The 18,548-nt window shown below is 50.7% G+C and carries 22 protein-coding genes; 11 read left to right on the forward strand and 11 right to left on the reverse strand.

The features are described from left to right. Positions 1 to 6 precede the first annotated feature (6 nt). Positions 7 to 360, reverse strand: coding sequence for a hypothetical protein (locus DBY95_RS01345; protein WP_070583373.1), 354 nt, complete (start codon positions 358 to 360; stop codon positions 7 to 9). A 130-nt stretch (positions 361 to 490) separates the two neighbouring features. Then, positions 491 to 1,336: a 23S rRNA (adenine(2030)-N(6))-methyltransferase RlmJ gene (locus tag DBY95_RS01350; protein WP_107723116.1), complete on the reverse strand. Its 846-nt coding sequence runs from the start codon at positions 1,334 to 1,336 to the stop codon at positions 491 to 493. A gap of 125 nt (positions 1,337 to 1,461) precedes the next feature. On the opposite strand from DBY95_RS01350, the gene DBY95_RS01355 reads away from it, so the two are divergent. After that, entirely contained in the window at positions 1,462 to 2,076 is a 615-nt protein-coding gene (locus DBY95_RS01355; protein ID WP_107723117.1) for a riboflavin synthase subunit alpha, read from the forward strand. A 19-nt stretch (positions 2,077 to 2,095) separates the two neighbouring features. Then, a complete protein-coding gene (locus tag DBY95_RS01360; protein WP_107723118.1) occupies positions 2,096 to 2,962 on the forward strand; it encodes an ATP-binding protein in 867 nt (288 codons plus the stop codon). A gap of 65 nt (positions 2,963 to 3,027) precedes the next feature. On the opposite strand, the gene DBY95_RS01365 is transcribed toward DBY95_RS01360, so the two are convergent. Further along, complete coding sequence (locus DBY95_RS01365) at positions 3,028 to 3,456, reverse strand: Spy/CpxP family protein refolding chaperone (protein WP_107723119.1); 429 nt, start codon at positions 3,454 to 3,456, stop codon at positions 3,028 to 3,030. A gap of 277 nt (positions 3,457 to 3,733) precedes the next feature. Here DBY95_RS01365 and rpe point away from each other — a divergent pair, with 277 nt between their 5' ends. Further along, a complete protein-coding gene (gene rpe / locus DBY95_RS01370; RefSeq protein ID WP_107723120.1) occupies positions 3,734 to 4,414 on the forward strand; it encodes a ribulose-phosphate 3-epimerase in 681 nt (226 codons plus the stop codon). 104 nt (positions 4,415 to 4,518) lie between these two features. On the opposite strand, the gene DBY95_RS01375 is transcribed toward rpe, so the two are convergent. After that, entirely contained in the window at positions 4,519 to 5,901 is a 1,383-nt protein-coding gene (locus DBY95_RS01375) for a phosphomannomutase/phosphoglucomutase (RefSeq protein WP_107723121.1), read from the reverse strand. 121 nt (positions 5,902 to 6,022) lie between these two features. Then, a complete protein-coding gene (ypfJ, locus tag DBY95_RS01380; RefSeq protein WP_107723122.1) occupies positions 6,023 to 6,865 on the reverse strand; it encodes a KPN_02809 family neutral zinc metallopeptidase in 843 nt (280 codons plus the stop codon). A gap of 186 nt (positions 6,866 to 7,051) precedes the next feature. Here ypfJ and DBY95_RS01385 point away from each other — a divergent pair, with 186 nt between their 5' ends. After that, the gene (locus DBY95_RS01385; protein WP_107723123.1) at positions 7,052 to 7,549 is read left to right on the forward strand and encodes a YbhB/YbcL family Raf kinase inhibitor-like protein; all 498 of its coding nucleotides are present in this window, start codon (positions 7,052 to 7,054) and stop codon (positions 7,547 to 7,549) included. A gap of 78 nt (positions 7,550 to 7,627) precedes the next feature. Here the strand turns inward: DBY95_RS01385 and DBY95_RS01390 are convergent, their stop codons facing one another. From DBY95_RS01390 to DBY95_RS01400, 3 genes are all read right to left on the reverse strand, one after another. Beyond that, on the reverse strand, positions 7,628 to 8,137 hold the full coding sequence (locus tag DBY95_RS01390; protein ID WP_003747093.1) for a peptidylprolyl isomerase: 510 nt from the start codon (positions 8,135 to 8,137) through the stop codon (positions 7,628 to 7,630). Positions 8,138 to 8,253: 116 nt separating this feature from the next. Beyond that, positions 8,254 to 9,672, reverse strand: a complete 1,419-nt coding sequence (locus tag DBY95_RS01395) for an SLC13 family permease (RefSeq protein ID WP_003747091.1) — start codon at positions 9,670 to 9,672, stop codon at positions 8,254 to 8,256. A 193-nt stretch (positions 9,673 to 9,865) separates the two neighbouring features. Continuing rightward, complete coding sequence (locus DBY95_RS01400; protein ID WP_107723124.1) at positions 9,866 to 11,038, reverse strand: sugar transporter; 1,173 nt, start codon at positions 11,036 to 11,038, stop codon at positions 9,866 to 9,868. Positions 11,039 to 11,182: 144 nt separating this feature from the next. On the opposite strand from DBY95_RS01400, the gene DBY95_RS01405 reads away from it, so the two are divergent. Beyond that, positions 11,183 to 11,392 (forward strand): heavy-metal-associated domain-containing protein, encoded by a 210-nt coding sequence (locus DBY95_RS01405; protein WP_049344680.1) that lies wholly within the window; start codon positions 11,183 to 11,185, stop codon positions 11,390 to 11,392. 246 nt (positions 11,393 to 11,638) lie between these two features. Here DBY95_RS01405 and cueR read toward each other — a convergent pair whose 3' ends face one another. Continuing rightward, a complete protein-coding gene (gene cueR / locus DBY95_RS01410) occupies positions 11,639 to 12,031 on the reverse strand; it encodes a Cu(I)-responsive transcriptional regulator (protein WP_107723125.1) in 393 nt (130 codons plus the stop codon). Positions 12,032 to 12,178: 147 nt separating this feature from the next. On the opposite strand from cueR, the gene DBY95_RS01415 reads away from it, so the two are divergent. The 6 genes from DBY95_RS01415 (at position 12,179) to DBY95_RS01440 (ending at position 16,674) form a co-directional block, all read left to right on the forward strand. Continuing rightward, on the forward strand, positions 12,179 to 12,388 hold the full coding sequence (locus DBY95_RS01415; protein WP_003674677.1) for a heavy-metal-associated domain-containing protein: 210 nt from the start codon (positions 12,179 to 12,181) through the stop codon (positions 12,386 to 12,388). A gap of 99 nt (positions 12,389 to 12,487) precedes the next feature. Further along, positions 12,488 to 14,650, forward strand: a complete 2,163-nt coding sequence (locus DBY95_RS01420) for a heavy metal translocating P-type ATPase (protein WP_107723126.1) — start codon at positions 12,488 to 12,490, stop codon at positions 14,648 to 14,650. 71 nt (positions 14,651 to 14,721) lie between these two features. Then, positions 14,722 to 15,204, forward strand: a complete 483-nt coding sequence (locus tag DBY95_RS01425) for a sel1 repeat family protein (RefSeq protein ID WP_070625391.1) — start codon at positions 14,722 to 14,724, stop codon at positions 15,202 to 15,204. An 89-nt stretch (positions 15,205 to 15,293) separates the two neighbouring features. Then, a complete protein-coding gene (locus tag DBY95_RS01430; RefSeq protein WP_049333330.1) occupies positions 15,294 to 15,551 on the forward strand; it encodes a hypothetical protein in 258 nt (85 codons plus the stop codon). A 122-nt stretch (positions 15,552 to 15,673) separates the two neighbouring features. Continuing rightward, on the forward strand, positions 15,674 to 16,240 hold the full coding sequence (locus DBY95_RS01435) for an SGNH/GDSL hydrolase family protein (RefSeq protein WP_107723127.1): 567 nt from the start codon (positions 15,674 to 15,676) through the stop codon (positions 16,238 to 16,240). Positions 16,241 to 16,356: 116 nt separating this feature from the next. Continuing rightward, complete coding sequence (locus tag DBY95_RS01440; RefSeq protein WP_371460129.1) at positions 16,357 to 16,674, forward strand: CsbD family protein; 318 nt, start codon at positions 16,357 to 16,359, stop codon at positions 16,672 to 16,674. Positions 16,675 to 16,738: 64 nt separating this feature from the next. Here the strand turns inward: DBY95_RS01440 and trpD are convergent, their stop codons facing one another. After that, entirely contained in the window at positions 16,739 to 17,767 is a 1,029-nt protein-coding gene (trpD, locus tag DBY95_RS01445; protein WP_107723128.1) for an anthranilate phosphoribosyltransferase, read from the reverse strand. Positions 17,768 to 17,855: 88 nt separating this feature from the next. After that, entirely contained in the window at positions 17,856 to 18,446 is a 591-nt protein-coding gene (locus DBY95_RS01450) for an aminodeoxychorismate/anthranilate synthase component II (RefSeq protein WP_107723129.1), read from the reverse strand. Positions 18,447 to 18,548: the final 102 nt, after the last annotated feature.

Raw genomic sequence — 18,548 nt, forward strand, 5'->3', positions numbered from 1 at the left:
GCGTGTTCATTTGGTTTTGCTGTCAGCCATGCCTAAAACTTCTTTAGTACAGGCGATGCTGGTGTCTTTGATGCGTTTTTTCAGCTCGTCGCTCATGGAGTCGCTGCCGCCCAAAAGCGATGTCGCTTCTTCAGGATTGATTTGGTCGACTGTTTTTTCGCCGATGCAGCGGCAGATTTTTTCAGTGGTCGCGGAATCAAACGGGCTTTTTCCGGAAGCTTTTTCTACGCAGGCTTCGGTTGCCGAGCGGACAAATTCGGTGCGGAAACTTTGGGTAAATTCTTCTTTAAATTCGTTTTTTACAGATTCGCTGCACGCGCAAAGTAGGAGCGTGCAGGCTAGGGGTGTGCGTATATTCATGAGTGGACGGTCGTTAATTGTTATGTTGTGAATTGTAGTGGAAAAAGGCTTAAGTATAAAGGGTTAAGGCCGTCTGAGCAGGTCTGGCAGAAAAATTGAAGCTCTTGGATATGCATTTAGACGGCAGCGTTTATTTCGTTTTGCTTTCCAATATATAATGCGCGTCGGCATCTTGCGCCAAAATTTTGGAAAGTTCGGGCAGATTGTTTTGCAGCTGTTCGGCAAGCATATAGGGCGGGTTGATGACAAACATGCCGCTGCCGTGCATACCGAAGCCGTCACTGCGCGGCGTATGGACATGGAGCTCGGCGTGCAGATAATTGTCGGGAGCGATTTTTTTGAGTTCGTCCGGCAGTTTACGGCTTTCTTCACGGCTCAAGCAGGGATACCAAATCATGTAGCAGCCGGTTTCAAAGCGTTTTAAAGCATCTTTCAAGACTTGGACGACGCGGCGGTAGTCTTGTTTTTCTTCGTAGGGCGGATCAATCAAGACGGTGGCGCGGCGGGGCGGAGGAGGCAAGAGTGAAATCAGGCCTTGATAACCGTCCGCTTGGCTGACTTGCACTTTGCGCGTCGGACGGACTTCGCGCATATTGTTTTGCAAATGGACAAAATCGGCAGGGTGCAGTTCAAAGAGGCGCATTTTGTCGCTGTCGCGCGTGAGTGCCTGTGCTAGCCAAGGCGAGCCGCAGTAAAGGTTGTCTTGCGGCAGTATTTGTTTCAGACGGCCCACAAATTCGGCCAATTCGGCAGGCAGCTTGTCAGCTTGTTCCAAGAGCGCAATGCCTTGTTTGTATTCGCCGACTTTTTGCGCTTCATCGCCGCTCAAATCATACAAACCGGCACCGCTGTGCGTATCGATATACCAATAGGGCTTGTCTTTACGGTTGAAATATTCGAGGACGAGGAAGAGGGTGAAGTGCTTGAGCATATCGGCATGGTTGCCGGCATGGAAGGCGTGGCGGTAGCTGAGCATGATCGGGCTGCGGAAATAAAAATCCGATTATACCCCAAACCATCGCCATCACCGCTTTCAGACGGCCTTTGTGCCTGGAAAATGCTACAATATCCGCCTTATCGTACCATCGGAAAGAAGACATCATGTTTACAGGTATCGTACAAGGCATAGGCAAAATTACAGACATCGCCCAACCTTCGCCCGACTTTCGTACCCACACTGTCGAGCTGCCCCCCGAAATCGCCGATAATCTGCAAACCGGCGCATCTGTCGCCAACAACGGCTGCTGCCTGACCATTACCCGAATCGACGGCAACAAAGTTAGCTTTGATTTGATGGACGAGACCTTACGTAAAACCAATCTCGGCAGCTTGAAAGTCGGCGACAGTGTCAATTTGGAACGCGCGGCGCGGTTTGGCGACGAAATCGGCGGCCATGTGATGAGCGGCCATGTGATGGTGGTTACCCGAATTTCCCGTATCGAATCCAGCGAGTTCAACCGTACAGTTTGGTTTGAGCTGCCGGAAAACCTCAAACCCTACATCCTGACCAAAGGCTTTGTCGGTTTGGACGGTTGCAGCCTGACCATAGGCGAAGTCAGCGACAGCGAATTTTGCGTACACCTGATTCCGGAGACTTTGGAACGTACCCTGTTTGGCAGCCGCAAAGAAGGCGATCTCATCAATATTGAAATCGATCCGCAAACCCAAGCCGTTGTCGATACCGTGATGCGTGTATTGGCACAAAAGGCCGTCTGAAAAAAAAAAGAAAGCCGAAATGAAATTATCCAATTTTTTGAAAAAAGCGAATTCCGTTTTAAACCGTCTGGATTTAATCCTGCCTGACGAAGCCGGTAAAACCGACTGGCGCGCTTTGGCCTACCGTTGGCACAGTGTGGGCAAAAAAGGCATTTTGGAAAGCCTGCCGCGTCCGCATACGTTTCCTTTGAGCAGATTGGCGGCAGTCGGTTCGCAAACCGACAGGCTGAAACGCAATACCGAGCAATTTTTGGCAGGCCGTCCGGCAAATAATGTCTTGATGACCGGCGCACGCGGTACGGGAAAATCTTCCTTGGTTAAAGCGCTGTTGCACGAATATGCAGATCGCGGCCTGCGACTGATTGAGGTGGATAAAAGCGATTTAATCAGTTTGCCGGCTTTGTTGACGCTGTTGTCCGAGCGTCCCGAGAAATTTATCGTTTTCTGCGATGATTTGTCGTTTGAAACCGGCGATGAAACCTATAAAGCCTTGAAAACTGCTTTAGACGGCGGACTGTCGCAACGTTGCACCAATGTTTTGGTTTATGCCACTTCCAACCGCCGTCATTTAATTCCCGAATACATGGATGAAAACGGCGGTACTACGGGCACTCGCGGCGAAATCCATCAGAAGGAAGCTGTCGAGGAGAAAATCTCCCTTTCCGACCGCTTCGGCTTATGGCTGAGTTTTTATCCTTTCGATCAAAACGATTATTTGACCGCTGTAGCCAACTGGTTGGACGATTTCAATGTGCCTTTTGACGATACGGCGCGCCAAGCTGCATTGCAATGGGCGCAAATGCGCGGCAGCCGTTCAGGCCGCTCGGCATGGCAGTTTGCCTGCGACTGGGCAGGGCGGTTGCTGGAAGAAAGAGTGCTGGATTAAGGCAGAAAAAGCAAAGGCCGTCTGAATATGGTTTCAGACGGCCTTTTTGTATTTTTATTTATCCATCAGCGCAAGCATGAAGACAACCATTGCTGGCGTTGGCGCGGATTTAGCAGATGATAGAAGCGGTATTGGATTTCCATTTCATCCACCGCATAGTCCATGCTGGAGAGGTAGCGGTTTTCAACATAATCGCGGGCGGCGTTTGAGTCGAATGAGTCGCCGGAGAGGATTTTGATGATGGTTTGACGGCGGTTGCGGTCGGAGCGTACGGTTTTGCGGTAGGCTTTATCGTTGATTTGTTTGAAGTCGGTACGCAGGTGGCGCAGGGCGGCGTGTTGGTCGGCGGATAAATTAAGCTGTCGGATGTCGCAATTCGGGTGGAAGTCGTCCAAAGTGGCCAGAAACGGGCCGGCGTGTGCAGGCAGACTGGAACAGAGTAGGGCGAGTGCTAAGAAAATAAAAGTCGGATAGCGGGAAAGTGCAACAGACACGGTGTTTTCCTAATGTTTCATCAGGTTTGGAAATATAACCGATAAGCGTGTGAAAGGCAGTATCAATGCAGTTAACTTTTGTTAATGATGTTAGATTTTTTTGCATATGTATGTAATCTAATAATTTATTTTCAAAGCCTTACTATGTGATTATAAGTTTCATTAATGTATATGAAATGTAAATTCATAAAAATGACGGCAGAGATGTTGTCGGCAGCATACAACATAGGGTTAAAAATGCGATAATGACAAAGGAACACACTTTAGGAGGATAAACATGACCGACTACCGTATCGCACCCAGTATTTTGTCTGCCGATTTTGCCCGTTTGGGCGAAGAGGTTGCCGAAGTGATTCGCGCCGGTGCGGATTTGATTCATTTTGACGTGATGGACAATCATTATGTGCCGAATCTGACTTTCGGCCCTATGGTTTGCGCGGCTTTGAAACCGTATGCAACCGTGCCGGTCGATGTGCATTTGATGGTTGAGCCGGTGGATGATTTGATTCATGCGTTTGCCAAAGCCGGTGCCAATATCATTACCTTTCATCCCGAAGCCAGCCGCCATGTCGACCGCAGCTTGGGTTTGATTAAAGAATACGGCTGTCAGGCAGGTTTGGTATTGAATCCTGCTACGCCGGTCAATATTCTGGAAAACGTTTTGGACAAACTGGATATGGTGTTGCTGATGTCGGTCAACCCGGGCTTTGGCGGACAAAGCTTTATCCCGAATACGCTGGTGAAAATCTGCAAAGTGCGCGAGATGTTGGACGAGTATGAACGGCAAAGCGGCCGCCATATCGCATTGGAAGTCGATGGCGGCGTGAAGACAGACAATATTGCTGAAATTGCGGCGGCAGGTGCGGATACGTTTGTGGCCGGTTCGGCGATTTTTGGCAAAGCGGATTACAAAGCCGTTATTGATGAAATGCGTCAACAGTTGGCGCAAGTTGGATAATTAAGCCGGGATATTCTTGGTTTCCAAACTTTAAATAATCAATGTTTAATATTAAAGGCCGTCTGAAATGATTTTCAGACGGCCTTTTATTTTAGCCTAAACCCTTACAGCGGCCATTTCAATGCTGGATTGCTTTCAATGACTGCTTTGAATTGGTTTTGAATACGCTCAATCGCTTCTTGCGTATCCGCTTCAAAACGCAATACCAAAATCGGCGTGGTATTGGAAGCACGCATCAGTCCGAAGCCGTCAGGGAATTCAACGCGCAAGCCGTCGATGGTGATGATTTCGGTCGCCCCTTCAAACTTGGCATTGGCAGCCAGCTCTTCAATCACTTTGTGGCCGTTGCTGCCTTCAGGCAGGTCAATGTTGAGTTCCGGAGTGGAAATACTTTGCGGCAGCTTGTTCAACACTTCGGACGGATTGTCGAAGGCAGACAGGATTTCCAAGAGGCGTGCGCCGGCATACATACCATCGTCAAAGCCGAACCAGCGTTCTTTAAAGAAAACGTGGCCGCTCATTTCGCCTGCAACCAGTGCGCCGGTTTTTTTCATGGTAGATTTGATGAAGCTGTGGCCGGTTTTTTCCATTACAGGTTCGCCGCCGTGTTCTTTAATCCAAGGCGCGAGCAGACGGGTGGATTTGACGTCGAAAATCACTTTGGCTTTAGGATTGCGGTTCAACACGTCTTGCGCGAAAAGCATCAGTTGGCGGTCTGGATAGATGATGTTGCCGTCTTTGGTGACCACGCCCAAGCGGTCGGCATCGCCGTCAAATGCCAAGCCGATTTCAGCATTGCCGTTTTTGAGCTCGACGATGAGGTCTTGCAGGTTTTTCGGTTTGGAAGGATCAGGGTGGTGATTAGGGAAGTTGCCGTCTACTTCGCAGAAAAGTTCGGTTACTTCGTTGCCCAAACCTTTGTAGAGTTTGCCCGCGAATGCGCCGCCGACACCGTTGCCCGCGTCGATGGCGATTTTCATCGGGCGTTTGAGCTTGATGTGGCCGACGATGTTGTTGTGGTATTCGCCGGAGATGTCTTTTTCAGTTACGCTGCCTTGTTTGTCGGCGGCAACAAAACCGTCTTTTTCAACAATGGCTAAAAGTTCTTGAATGGCTTCGCCTGCGAGCGTGTCGCCGCCGAGCATCATTTTGAAACCGTTGTAATCGGGCGGATTGTGGCTGCCGGTAATCATCACGCCGCTGCCGCCGCATTCGTTGATGGCTGCGAAGTAGAGCATAGGGGTGGCAACCATGCCGACGTTGAGGACGTCAATGCCGCTGTCTGTAAAACCGCGTTGAATTTGTGCCATCAGGCCGGGACCGCTCAAACGGCCGTCGCGACCGAGTGCGATGCGGGTAATGCCTTTTTCGGAGGCTTTGGTAGCAATAGCTTTACCGATTAAGTAGGCAGCTTCGTCGGTCAGGGTTTTACCGACGATGCCCCGGATGTCGTAGGCTTTGAAAATGTCGCGGGCGATATTTGCCATGTGGGTTTCCTTTGAATTTAAGGGGAAATAATAGGCGTTATTCTAACACGGCTAAAAGGCCGTCTGAAGAATTCAGACGGCCTTTTATCGTTACATCAAAGAACAGTGTTGTTTGGACGAATCAATTGTTGAAAGTGTTGCACTGGTTGATGTCGCCGCTTTCCAAACCGCGCTTGAGCCAAGTTATGCGTTCTTCGGACGAGCCATGGGTAAAGCTGTCGGGAACGACATAGCCCTGAGCCTGTTTCTGCAAGCGGTCATCGCCGACGGATTCGGCAGCCAGCATCGCTTTTTGAATGTCTTCGGCTTTGAAGATATTGTTGTTGACGGCGTAGTGTCCCCAAATACCGGCGAAGCAGTCGGCCTGCAATTCGAGTTTGACGGAAAGGGCATTGGCCTCTTTCTTGCCGACTTGCTGTTGCATTTTGTGGACTTTAGGCAGAATGCCGAGCAGGTTTTGGACGTGATGGCCGACTTCATGGGCAATAACGTAGGCAAACGCAGCATCGCTGGCAGATTTGAGTTTGGTGCGCATGTCTTCGTAGAAACTCAAATCCAAATAAACTTTTTGGTCGCCTGGGCAGTAAAACGGGCCCATGGCAGATTGGCCCGTACCGCAGGCGGTGGATGTACCGCCTTCATACAACACCATGGTTGCCGGCGTGTAGTGTTGACCGTGTTGTTGGAAATATTTGCTCCATGCTTTTTCCGTATCTGCAAGGACGACGCGGGACAGTTCGTTCAATTCGGCTTCTTGTTGGCTGTCGAGTCGGGAAGCTTGCTGGGTAGGAATGCTCATTGAAGATGAGCCACCAACCAAACCGCTCAAATCCACGCCGTAATATGCACCGACCAAAACCACGATAATGCCGAGTATGCCCGGCGTTTTGCCGCCACCGCCGCCGCCACGGCTTCCGCGGCGGTCTTCGACGTTTTGGCTTTGTTCACGGCCTTTCCAATCCATAATGCGTATCCTGTGTAGTTTTCATGCGGCGGATTATACTATGGAATGTCAAATGTGTTTGATCGAATTGCGAATATTGCTTGAGGCCGTCTGAAAATGCGACATCGGGAAAGTGAAAACGGCAGTATCTTTCAGACGGCCTTGGGGTTTGTTAGAATGAACAAACCTACTATTGGGAGATATAAGATGAAAGTCAGCAGTAAAGCTATTGTCAACGGCGAATTTGAAGACAAATACGGCAAGCGCGGCAGCCAGTTCAGTCCGAACGGTATGCCTACTTATTCGATTCCTTTTGAGATCGAAGATGCGCCTGAAGGAACAAAATCGTTTGCCGTGGTGTTGGAAGACAAAGATGCCATTTCAGCATCGGGTTTCGTATGGACGCATTGGTTGATTTCGGATTTGAAACGTACTTCCGTGGTAGAAAATGAAAGTATTTCTGCAACGGATTTCACGCAAGGCGCGAACACCTGGGCGAGCGCATTGGGTAAATTTGAAATCGAAGAGGCTTCGTTTTACGGCGGCATGGCGCCACCGAACAACCGCCATCGTTATGAGCTGATTGTGTACGCGCTGGATACCGTTTTGGATTTGCCGCGCGGTTTCCGCTTTAATGAGCTGCATTTTGCCATGCAGGGTCATGTTTTGGATTCGGCATGCGTGGTCGGTACTTATGATGTGTGAAGGTATCGTCATTAATGATTGAAAAACAGCCTGTCCGTTTTGAATTCGGACAGGCTGTTTTTATGGGAAATCAATCAATTAAACCACTTCGGCTTTGGTGATGATGACAGGTTCGGTCGGTACATCGTCGTGGTAGCCGTGGCGTTTGGTAGAAACGCCTTCGATGGCATCGACAACGTCAAAACCGTCAACGACTTTACCGAATACGGCATAGCCCCAGTCTTGGACGACGGTTTTGCCGTACAGTTCTTTAGAGCGGAAGTTCAGGAAGGCGTTATCGGCAGTGTTGATGAAGAATTGCGCGCTGGCAGAGTGAGGATCGGAAGTACGCGCCATGGCGATGGTGTATTTTTCGTTGGGCAAACCGTTGGACGCTTCGTTTTGAATCGGATCGCGGGTTTCTTTTTCGTTCATGTTTTCATCCATGCCGCCGCCTTGAATCATGAAGCCTTTGATGACGCGGTGGAAGATTACGCCGTCGTAGAAGCCGTCTTTAACGTATTGCTCGAAGTTTTTAGCAGTAACGGGGGCTTTGTCGAAATCGAGTTCGATTTTGATGTCGCCTTTGTTGGTGTGCAGGATAATCATGGGTTTCCTTTCGTTAGAATCCGGTTTTAATCATTTTGTTAAATTGTGTCTGAACGACAAACTTCAAGGCCGTCTGAAAAATATTCTTTCAGACGGCCTCGACTATGTTTACGGGTTTACGGCATCAGGACGAAATAAGCCCACAGCGCAACCAATACGATACAGAGGACGTTCAGCAGCAAGCCGACGTTCATCATTTCGCGTTGTTTGATTAAGCCCGTACCGAACACAATCGCGTTAGGCGGCGTGGCAACCGGCAACATGAAGGCACAAGACGCGCCGATGCCGATGACGAATACCAAGACTTGTTCGGGCAGACCCATTTGCGTGGCGATGCTGGCGAAAATGGGTACGAGCAGCGCGGCGGAGGCAGTGTTACTGGTGAACTCGGTCAGGAAGATGATGAAGGCGGCAACCACGAAAATCACCAGCAATGCAGGAGAATGGGAGAAGGTGGAGGCAACCTGTTGACCCAATGCTTCGGACGCACCGGAAGATTGCAACAGTGCGCTCAAGCTGATACCGCCGCCGAAGAGCATCAATACACCCCAGTCGGTATTGCGGGCAACTTCTTTCCATTGAGCCACGCCGAATACGACGACGGCAACGGCAGCAATCAGGGCGATGACGGTGTCGGGGTTGGAAATACCGAATGCAGCTTTGATTTTGGAGCTGAATACCCAAGCAACGGCGGCAGCCAAGAAGATCAACAATGCGATCACGCGGTGCAGCGTCCAAGGGATAGACTCCTCTTTAACTTCCACGCGTTCGTTCAAATTAGGTTTGAGGATGACATACATGGAGAACAGCATCAGCGGCAGAATCAACAGCATCATCGGCAGGCCGAGCTTCATCCAGCCGACGAAGTCCAAGTTTAGCGCTTTGGCGGCAATCATGTTTGGCGGTGAACCGACCACGGTACCCAAGCCGCCGATACTGGCGCAGTAGGCGATGCCGAGCAGGACGAAAACGTAGGTTTTGCGTTCTTTTTCTTGATCGAGGTGGCTCATCATACCCATTGCCAAAGGCAGCATCATGGCGGCTGTTGCAGTATTGCTGATCCACATGGACAGGAAGGCGGTAACGGCAAACAGCATCAACACGGCCACTTTCATATTGCCGCGCGACAGGCGCAACAGGCTGACGGCGATTTTACGGTCGAGGCGCTGCATGTGCAGGGCGGTTGCAAGCGCGAAGCCGCCGAAGAAGATGTAAATCGTCGGATCGGCAAAGCCCGCCATCGCCTTTTTGATGTCCATGTCGGGGAAGCCGAGTACGACGGCGAGAATCGGCACCATCAATGCGGTTACCGTGATGTGGACGGCTTCGGTAAACCAAAGCGCGGCAACGAAAATCAACAGCGCGATGCCTTTGTTGGCGTCGGGGCTGTAGGGCAGGACGCTGTAAATGCCGAAACAGACGACGGCGGAAATGATGGTGGTCAGCAGGCCTTTAAAGTCGGTAATCGGCTTTTGTGCACTGAGCAGCTCGACGTTTTCCGGATGCTGGGTTTTGTCCTTTGCGTGCAGATCCATAGAATGTTCCTCTGAAGTTTGCTGGTTTTTCTTTTACGCTTGTGCCGACCGTTTTCAGACGGCCTGACAGCGACAGTATATTTGTAATTTAATGTAGTGTAAATAAATTGTAAATTATTTTTTAAAATAAAATAAAAAACGGACAAGCAGCAGGAGGGCTGTTTGTCCGTTCGATTAGGAAAGTGATTGGATTTTAAACGTTTTGTGTCGGGTTGTCTTGTGCTTTAACCAGTAGGCTGCACACGGCCAAAGCGGCTGCAGCCAAGAGTGCGCCTGCAATGCCGATATTGGAAAGGCCGAACCAAGTGGTCACGTAATGCCCCAAAAGCGCACCGCCGCCGATACCGACATTGTACAAACCTGAATAAATCGAGTTGGCCACATCTGTCGCATCGGAAGCAAACGACAATACTTTTGAGACCATGCCCAAGCTGACGATGACGATGGCCACGCCCCAAATAAACACCAGCGCATATACCGCATACGGGAAAGAGGCAAGCGGCAGAAGCAGCAGGGCGGAAAGCAGGATGACTGCCACTGCGCCGAGCATAAACAAACGTTGCGCTTTGGCAAACCATTTGCCGAACAGATAAGATGCAGCAAATCCTGCCAAACCGTACAGGCTCAAGACTATTGTTACTTGTTCGGCTTTAAAGTGGCCGATTTGCAAAACGAAAGGCTCGATATAGCTGTATGCCGTGAAATGGGCTGTAATAATCAACACCGTCATGACATAGAGCAGCATCAGGTTACGGCGTTTGAACAAACTCGGCAGGCTGCTTAAAGAGCCGGTATTTTGGCTGGGTAAAGCAGGCAGGTTTTTAGCCAACACCAGCATTACGCCGGCAGCGCAGACCCCGATCAGCAGGAAGCTGAGCTGCCAGCCGAAGTATTGCCCGACCACGCGCCCCAGCGGAATACCCAAAACCATCGCCAAAACCGAACCCGTACTGAGCAAGCCCAGAGCCTGATTGGTTTTGCCGGCGGGGGCAAGCCGTACCGCCAAAGAAGCCGTAATCGACCAAAAGATCGCGTGTGTCAGCGCAATCCCGACACGGCTGACCAAGAGGATGGTGAAGTTCCAAGAAAAGAACGACAGCGCGTGAAACAGCGCGAACAGTGCAAACAGCATCAGCAATAATTTGCGCCGTTCGATGTTTTTCGTCATCAGCATCAGCGGTAGCGATAGGAGCGCAACAATCCACGCATACACCGTGATCATCATGCCCACTTCCGTTGCCGGTTTGCCAAAGCTTTGACCGATGTCGCTCAAAAGCGCAATCGGAATGAATTCGGTGGTATTGAAAATAAACGCTCCCACCGCCAGCGCGCATACACTAACCCATTGTTTCAATGTTGAAGTCATTATTATGTCCGTTTGATGAAGTAAGGGACGTTATTATACGCCTATCTGCATTTTTCAGACGGCCCTAATGAAGAATTTGCAAGCTGTTTGTGTAAGGAGTAAAGTATTTGGCAACCATATTTGTTTGAATGAAAGGAAATACAAATGCAAACTGTTACCCTCAATATCGACGGCATGACCTGCGGCGGTTGCGTGAAAAGCGTAACCCGTCTTTTGGAAGGCGTAGAAGGCGTGGAAAAAGCAGAAGTCAGCCTGGAAAACAAAAATGCAGTGATTACTTTCGATGAAAGCAAAACAGATGCCGACGCGCTGATTGATGCCGTAGAAGACGGCGGCTACGACGTGGCTTTGTAACCGATAAGCGTATTTTGAAAAGGCCGTCTGAAACGCTTCAGACGGCCTCTGTCTCTTGATAACTTACTTTTTGCCATTATTTGGATTACACCGCCACACGGGTAAACAAAAGTTTTCGCGCATATCTGAAGCAAAGCGGCGGCAAGTGGCTGCCGTATTACGACGAGGCCTGTACCAAACCGTTAGCGGCCGACTAAGGCTACCTGAAACTTTTCAGGTAGCCTGTTTCTATTCTGCCCAAGCCGCCTAACGCTCCTCCAGCCCGGCCAAAATCGCACAATCCGGGCAGTCGTCTCCCGTGCAGGCATCGTGCCAACATTGCAGCTCGGCCACCATGCCCTGCAAGCGTTCAATTTTGGCTTCCAGCTCGGCGATGTGCCGCGCGGTGAGCGTTTTCACTTCGCGGCTGGTGCGCTGCGGGTTGTGTTGCAGGCTCAAAAGCTGCCCGATCTGCGGCAGCGAAAAGCCCACTTCCCGCGCATGGCGGATAAAGCGCAGCCGGACAAGGTCGGCCTGTCCGTAGCAGCGGTAGCCTGCTTCGCTGCGCGCGGCCGGGGCGATTAGGCCGTGCTTTTCGTAGTCGCGGATTTGTTTGGCGGAAAGGCCGCTCTCGGCCGCGGCCTGGCTGATGTTCATCATGATGCTTGACCTTTACTTCGGGTAAAGCTTTATAGTGGCGGCACTTAGCGGGAAAGCAAGAGCAGACCCATCATTTCAGGTTACCTGAAAGCTTTGGCTGCAACGGGCTTTAAAACCTCAGCCTCATTCCAACAGAAAGGAAACCCTATGCAAACCATCACATTAAACATCGAAGGCATGACCTGCGGCGGCTGCGTGAAAAGCGTTACCAGCATCCTCGAAGGCGTAAACGGCGTGGACAAGGCCGAAGTGAGCCTGGAAAACAAGAATGCCGTCGTGGAATTCGACCCCGCCCAAACCAACCCCGCCGCGCTGATAGAAGCGGTGGAAGACGGCGGCTTTGATGCGGCTTTGTAAATCGAATCGCAACAAATCGACCGCAACACCTCAAAGGCTACCTGAAAACCCTGCTCCGCTTTTTTCAGGTAGCCCAACCACATTCAGAAGGAAGAAACCATGCAACAAAAAGTCCGTTTTCAAATCGAAGGCATGACCTGTCAGGCCTGCGCTTCGCGTATTGAAAAAGTGTTGAACAAAAAAGATTTTGTCGAATCGGCGGGGGTGAACTTCGCCAGCGAGGAGGCGCAGGTTACGTTTGACGACAGCAAAACTTCCGCTGCCGACATTGCCAAAATCATTGAGAAAACCGGTTACGGCGCGAAGGAAAAAACGGAAGACGCGCTGCCGCAGCCCGAAGAAGCAGCGCATGTAAGCTGGCGGTTGTGGCTTTTGCTGGCCATTAATATTCCGTTCCTTATCGGCATGGCAGGGATGATGATTGGGCGGCACGATTGGATGATTCCGCCTGTATGGCAATTTGTACTGGCAAGCATAGTGCAACTTTGGCTGGCCATCCCGTTTTACAAAAGCGCGTGGGCGAGCATTAAGGGCGGACTGGCGAATATGGACGTGTTGGTTACCATCGGTACGGTGTCGATTTACCTGTATTCCGTCTATATGCTGTTTTTCAGCCCGCACGCGGCGCACGGCATGGCACACGTGTATTTTGAAGTAGGCGTGATGGTGATCGGTTTTGTGTCGCTGGGCAAATTTTTGGAACACCGCACCAAAAAATCCAGCCTGAACAGCTTGGGCTTGCTGCTCAAACTCACGCCGACCCAAGTCAACGTGCAACGCGATGGCGAATGGAAACAACTGCCCATCGACCAAGTGCAAATCGGCGACCTTATCCGCGCCAACCACGGCGAACGCATTGCCGCCGACGGCATCATCGAGAGCGGCAGCGGTTGGGCGGATGAGAGCCATCTTACCGGCGAATCCAACCCCGAAGAGAAAAAAGCGGGCGGCAAAGTGTTGGCGGGTGCGTTGATGACCGAAGGCAGCGTGGTGTACCGCGCCACACAACTCGGCAGCCAAACCCTGCTTGGCGACATGATGAACGCGCTGTCCGAAGCGCAGGGCAGTAAAGCGCCGATTGCGCGCGTGGCAGACAAGGCGGCGGCGGTGTTTGTGCCTGCCGTCGTGGGCATCGCGCTTCTGACTTTTATCGCCACTTGGCTGGTAAAAGGCGATTGGACGGTTGCTCTGATGCACGCCGTTGCCGTTTTGGTAATTGCCTGCCCGTGCGCGCTCGGTCTGGCAACCCCTGCCGCGATTATGGTCGGCATGGGCAAAGCGGTGAAACACGGTATTTGGTTTAAAGACGCGGCGGCAATGGAAGAAGCCGCCCACGTCGATGCCGTCGTGCTGGACAAAACCGGCACGCTGACCGAAGGCAGGCCGCAGGTTGCCGCCGTTTATTGCGTTCCCGACAGCGGCTTTGACGAAGACGCTTTGTACCGCATCGCCGCCGCCGTCGAACAAAACGCCGCTCATCCGCTTGCCCGCGCCATCGTTTCCGCCGCCCAAGCGCGCGGTTTGGACATTCCCGCCGCACAAAACGCGCAAACCGTTGTCGGCGCAGGCATTACCGCCGAAGTGGAAGGCGTGGGTTTGGTGAAAGCAGGCAAAGCCGAATTTGCCGAACTGACCTTGCCGAAGTTTTCAGACGGCGTTTGGGACATTGCAAGCATTGTTGCAGTCTCGGTCGATAACAAACCTATCGGCGCATTCGCACTTGCAGACGCGTTGAAAGCCGATACCGCCGAAGCCGTAGGCCGTCTGAAAAAACACAATATCGATGTCTATATTATGAGCGGCGACAACCAAGGTACGGTCGAATATGTCGCCAAACAACTGGGCATCGCACACGCCTTTGGTAATATGAGTCCGCGCGATAAAGCCGCTGAAGTGCAGAAACTCAAAGCCGCCGGCAAAACCGTGGCGATGGTCGGCGACGGCATCAACGACGCACCCGCGCTCGCCGCCGCCAACGTCAGCTTCGCCATGAAAGGCGGTGCGGACGTTGCCGAACACACCGCATCCGCCACACTGATGCAGCATTCGGTCAACCAGCTCGCCGATGCCCTGCTGGTGTCGCAGGCAACTTTGAAAAACATCAAGCAAAACCTGTTTTTCGCCTTCTTCTACAATATTTTGGGCATTCCGCTCGCCGCGCTCGGCTTTTTAAACCCCGTCATCGCAGGCGCGGCAATGGCGGCAAGCTCGGTTTCGGTATTGGGTAATGCCTTGCGCCTGAAACGGGTGAACATTGAGTGATAATATAAAGGCCGTCTGAAGATTGTTTTTTCAGACGGCCTGTCATCAAATATTTTTGGAGAAATAATCAGATGAAAACACTTCGTTTATTGTTTGGTTTAGCATTGGTTGCCACTGCATTTAGCGTGCAGGCTGAGGATTACAGCGAGAAGCAGCACGATAAGCTGATACGGGAATGCAATCGGAACAATCTGGAGAGTTGCGTCACTGCGGCCATTTGGATGCGCGATTATCTTGAAGCGCCTGCTCATGCGTATCCGTTTCTGAAAAAAGCCTGCGATGGCGGCAATATGCGCGGCTGCAATGTTTTGGGTAATCTGTATCTCAATCCGTCCAGCGGTTTGGGCATGGATTATGCCGCCGCAGTCAAGCTCTACGAGCGAGCCTGTAAAGGCGGTTATGAAAATGCCTGTACCAATTTTGAAGAAACTAAAGCAGAGATGGCGCAAGGCAATACACCAGACCGCGACAGCCGTTTAAACCAACTGAGCGAATCTTGTGCTTTGGAAAACGAATCCGCTTGTCAGGCGTTAATGATGGAAATGCAACGTTGAGCGTCACGCTGAGGCCGTTTGAAGATTGTTTTTCAGACGGCCTTTAATCCATATTTTCTGATTTCGAGACTTAAGCGGGAGTATGTCGTATGGACATGATGTTGTTTACCAATATTGTATTGATTGTTTTATGTATTTTTACCATGTTGCTGGTGTGGTCGCGTAACTGGAAACGCAAGCAGGCGTATTTTGAGAAAATCAAAAGCAATCCGGAAAACCTCAAATGGGTTGGGCAGAATCTGACTGGTCAGGAATGGAAGGATTTGAAAGCCGTGAGCGACCGTTTTGGGCTGCCCATGTTGCAGGCCAAGCAATTAATTGATTTTTATAAAAACAGTCAGCTCTAATTGATGATTTAACGATAGAACTTGACTGAAGTTAAGGCCGTCTGAAATAGCACTCTTATAATAATATAAGTGATATTTCAGACGGCCTTGCTGTTGATTCAAATAAAGGGAGGAGAACAAAAATGACCGTTTACTTAATCGGCGACTCCGTTCGGCTTGCTTCGGAGCCTTACACGCGCGCCGCTTTGCCTGAGGCGGAAATTGTTTCTCCATCGGAAAACTGCCGTTCGTCGCATGATGTGTTAGAGCATATCGGGCAATGGACAGAGGGCGCGACTGTGGGAGACATTATCCACATCAACTGCGGTTTGCACGACATCCGCCACAATCAAGGCTGTAACGGGCCGGTGGCCGATATAAAAACCTATCGCAGCAACCTGATTCAAATTTTCGATTATCTGAAACAGACAGGGGCAAAAATTATTTGGGCGAGCAGTACGCCGTTTTTGGAAAGCGTACACAATATCGTCAAACCCTCGCGCCGCTATCTGGCCGACTTGAAGGCCTATAACCGTGTGGCGGAGGATTTGGCAAGGCAATATGGTTTTACCGTCAATGATTTATACAGTCTGATGTTTGAGCAGGATTTGACCGATGTGATGCTGTGCGATGGACTTCATTTCAATGAGTTCGGCAGCAAGATGATAGGCGAGGCAGTAGCCGAAGCGATATTGAAACAGTTGTGCTAACTTGACGTAATCCATTTTTATTATGTTTTTAATATTGAGACAGACTTTAAGTTGCAACCCAATATCTATTGGGGTATAGTGATTACTCTTATCAACATGAAACTAAGAAGGAATAAATGATGACTGGCAAATTAGATCAAATCAGCGGTGAAGTAAAAGAGAAAGCCGGCGAAGTTCTTGACGATTCCAAACTCAAAGCTGAAGGCGTAGTTCAACAAGGCGTCGGTAAGACAAAAGAAGTTGCTGCGGATGCTAAAGAAAAAGCAGAAAACTTTGCAGGCGAGGCTAAAGAAAAAGTAGAAAACTTTGCAGGTGAAGCTAAAGAAAAAGCAGCTCATTTAGCCGGTGAAGCCAAAGAGAAAGTAGCACACTTGGCTGAAGAAGCCAAAGAAAAAGCTGAAGGCTTGATTAATGATATTAAAAGCAAATTTTAATATTTAAAGAATAAAAGGCCGTCTGAAAGATTTTTCAGACGGCCTTTGTTTATGGTTTTAAAGTTTAGGCAAACTGTTTGCCAAATTCGATAAACTCGTCTTTTTTGGCTTTGGCTTTGCCGGAGTCGATGGCTTCTTGCGCGGCTTTGACACCGTCCGCCAGCGATGCGACCACATTTCCTGCGTAGAGCGCGGCGGCTGCATTGAGGACGACGATGTCGCGTGCGGCACCGACTTTGCCATCCAGCACTTCGTTCATTTTTTGCAGGGATTCTTGCGCGTTTTCGACTTTGATTTCGTCCAAATTGCGGCGGATTTCCATGCCGAAATCGGCCGGGCTGATATCGTATTCGGTGATTTTGCCGTCTTTCAGTTCGGCAACGCGGGTTTTGCCGGTCAGCGTGATTTCATCCAAACCGCCTTCGCCGCACACAACCAAAACATGTTTGGAACCAAGCTGTTGCAATACGCGGGAAAGAATGCCGCACAAGTCGATGTGGAACACGCCCAAGAGTTGGTTTGCCGCGCCGGCAGGATTGGTCAGTGGGCCCAAGATATTGAAGATGCTGCGGAATCCGAGCGAACGGCGGACAGGGGCAACATAGCGCATGGCGCTGTGATGGTTGGGCGCGAACATAAAGCCGATGCCGGTTTGCTGAATGCTTTGGGCAACCTGTTCGGGGTTGAGATTGAGGTTGGCGCCCATTTGTTCCATGACATCGGCAGCGCCGCTGGATGAAGAAACGGAGCGACCGCCGTGTTTGGCAACTTGCGCGCCTGCCGCAGCCGCGACAAACATGGAAGTTGTGGAAATATTGAAGGTTTTGGCACCGTCGCCGCCTGTGCCGACAATATCGACCAAGTCATCGGCGTTTTCCAGCGGCACTTTGGTGGCAAATTCACGCATCACGCTGGCTGCGGCGGTAATCTCGGAAACGGTTTCAACTTTAATCCGCAGGCCGGTCAGGATGGCGGCGATTTGCTCGGGCGGAACTTGGCCGCTCATGATTTGGCGCATGAGGTCGGTCATTTCATCGTAGAAAAGTTCGTTGTTGCTGATGAGGCGTTCAATCGCTTGTTGAGGGGTAATCATGATTTTTCCTTTGTTCGTGTCCGATGTGATTCAGGCCGTCTGAAAATGCGGTTTGAACACTGTCAAACACATTTCAGACGGCCTTTCATTAAGATTTTTGCGGGTGATAATTTTTGAATTCTTCCAAGAAGTTTTTCAGCATATCGTGGCCGTGTTCGGTCAGCAGGGCTTCGGGGTGGAACTGTACGCCTTCAACGGCATATTCTTTGTGGCGTACGCCCATGATTTCGCCGTCTTCCGTCCACGCGGTAATTTCGAGGCAGTCGGGCAGGGTGGCGCGGTCGATGGCCAGGCTGTGGTAGCGCGTGCAGTTGACCGGATTGGACAGGTCTTTAAACATGCCTGTGCCGTGATGGAAAACGGGGGAGACTTTGCCGTGCATCATCGTTTGCGCGCGCACGACATTGCCACCGAACGCTTCGCCCATGGTTTGATGGCCGAGGCACACGCCCATGACGGGCAGCCTGCCGGCAAAGTGCTGCATGGCTGCAACAGAAATGCCTGCTTCTTTAGGGGAACAAGGGCCGGGGCCGATAACCAGATATTGCGGTTTTAGGGCTTCGATTTCTTCGATGGTGATTTCATCGTTGCAGCGAACCAAAACTTCCTGCCCCAATTCGGCAAAGTATTGGACGATGTTGTAGGTGAAGCTGTCGTAATTATCAATGAATAAAAGCATTTGCAAACCTTTAATGACATTTTGGCAGACAGGGTAAGGCCCGCCAAAAGTGTAAAAATCGTTTATGTTTGCATAATATCACAATCTTTACCTAAAGGCCGT

The organism is Neisseria subflava (assembly GCF_003044935.1).
GTDB lineage: Bacteria > Pseudomonadota > Gammaproteobacteria > Burkholderiales > Neisseriaceae > Neisseria > Neisseria subflava_E.

What these genes read in the sequence shown, in the direction of transcription:
- DBY95_RS01345 (WP_070583373.1), bottom strand. Translation starts at nt 360, where the DNA reads ATGAATATACGCACACCCCTAGCCTGCACGCTCCTACTTTGCGCGTGC.
- DBY95_RS01350 (WP_107723116.1), bottom strand. Translation starts at nt 1,336, where the DNA reads ATGCTCAGCTACCGCCACGCCTTCCATGCCGGCAACCATGCCGATATG.
- DBY95_RS01355 (WP_107723117.1), top strand. Translation starts at nt 1,462, where the DNA reads ATGTTTACAGGTATCGTACAAGGCATAGGCAAAATTACAGACATCGCC.
- DBY95_RS01360 (WP_107723118.1), top strand. Translation starts at nt 2,096, where the DNA reads ATGAAATTATCCAATTTTTTGAAAAAAGCGAATTCCGTTTTAAACCGT.
- rpe (WP_107723120.1), top strand. Translation starts at nt 3,734, where the DNA reads ATGACCGACTACCGTATCGCACCCAGTATTTTGTCTGCCGATTTTGCC.
- DBY95_RS01375 (WP_107723121.1), bottom strand. Translation starts at nt 5,901, where the DNA reads ATGGCAAATATCGCCCGCGACATTTTCAAAGCCTACGACATCCGGGGC.
- ypfJ (WP_107723122.1), bottom strand. Translation starts at nt 6,865, where the DNA reads ATGGATTGGAAAGGCCGTGAACAAAGCCAAAACGTCGAAGACCGCCGC.
- DBY95_RS01385 (WP_107723123.1), top strand. Translation starts at nt 7,052, where the DNA reads ATGAAAGTCAGCAGTAAAGCTATTGTCAACGGCGAATTTGAAGACAAA.
- DBY95_RS01390 (WP_003747093.1), bottom strand. Translation starts at nt 8,137, where the DNA reads ATGATTATCCTGCACACCAACAAAGGCGACATCAAAATCGAACTCGAT.
- DBY95_RS01395 (WP_003747091.1), bottom strand. Translation starts at nt 9,672, where the DNA reads ATGGATCTGCACGCAAAGGACAAAACCCAGCATCCGGAAAACGTCGAG.
- DBY95_RS01400 (WP_107723124.1), bottom strand. Translation starts at nt 11,038, where the DNA reads ATGACTTCAACATTGAAACAATGGGTTAGTGTATGCGCGCTGGCGGTG.
- DBY95_RS01405 (WP_049344680.1), top strand. Translation starts at nt 11,183, where the DNA reads ATGCAAACTGTTACCCTCAATATCGACGGCATGACCTGCGGCGGTTGC.
- cueR (WP_107723125.1), bottom strand. Translation starts at nt 12,031, where the DNA reads ATGATGAACATCAGCCAGGCCGCGGCCGAGAGCGGCCTTTCCGCCAAA.
- DBY95_RS01415 (WP_003674677.1), top strand. Translation starts at nt 12,179, where the DNA reads ATGCAAACCATCACATTAAACATCGAAGGCATGACCTGCGGCGGCTGC.
- DBY95_RS01420 (WP_107723126.1), top strand. Translation starts at nt 12,488, where the DNA reads ATGCAACAAAAAGTCCGTTTTCAAATCGAAGGCATGACCTGTCAGGCC.
- DBY95_RS01425 (WP_070625391.1), top strand. Translation starts at nt 14,722, where the DNA reads ATGAAAACACTTCGTTTATTGTTTGGTTTAGCATTGGTTGCCACTGCA.
- DBY95_RS01430 (WP_049333330.1), top strand. Translation starts at nt 15,294, where the DNA reads ATGGACATGATGTTGTTTACCAATATTGTATTGATTGTTTTATGTATT.
- DBY95_RS01435 (WP_107723127.1), top strand. Translation starts at nt 15,674, where the DNA reads ATGACCGTTTACTTAATCGGCGACTCCGTTCGGCTTGCTTCGGAGCCT.
- DBY95_RS01440 (WP_371460129.1), top strand. Translation starts at nt 16,357, where the DNA reads ATGATGACTGGCAAATTAGATCAAATCAGCGGTGAAGTAAAAGAGAAA.
- trpD (WP_107723128.1), bottom strand. Translation starts at nt 17,767, where the DNA reads ATGATTACCCCTCAACAAGCGATTGAACGCCTCATCAGCAACAACGAA.
- DBY95_RS01450 (WP_107723129.1), bottom strand. Translation starts at nt 18,446, where the DNA reads ATGCTTTTATTCATTGATAATTACGACAGCTTCACCTACAACATCGTC.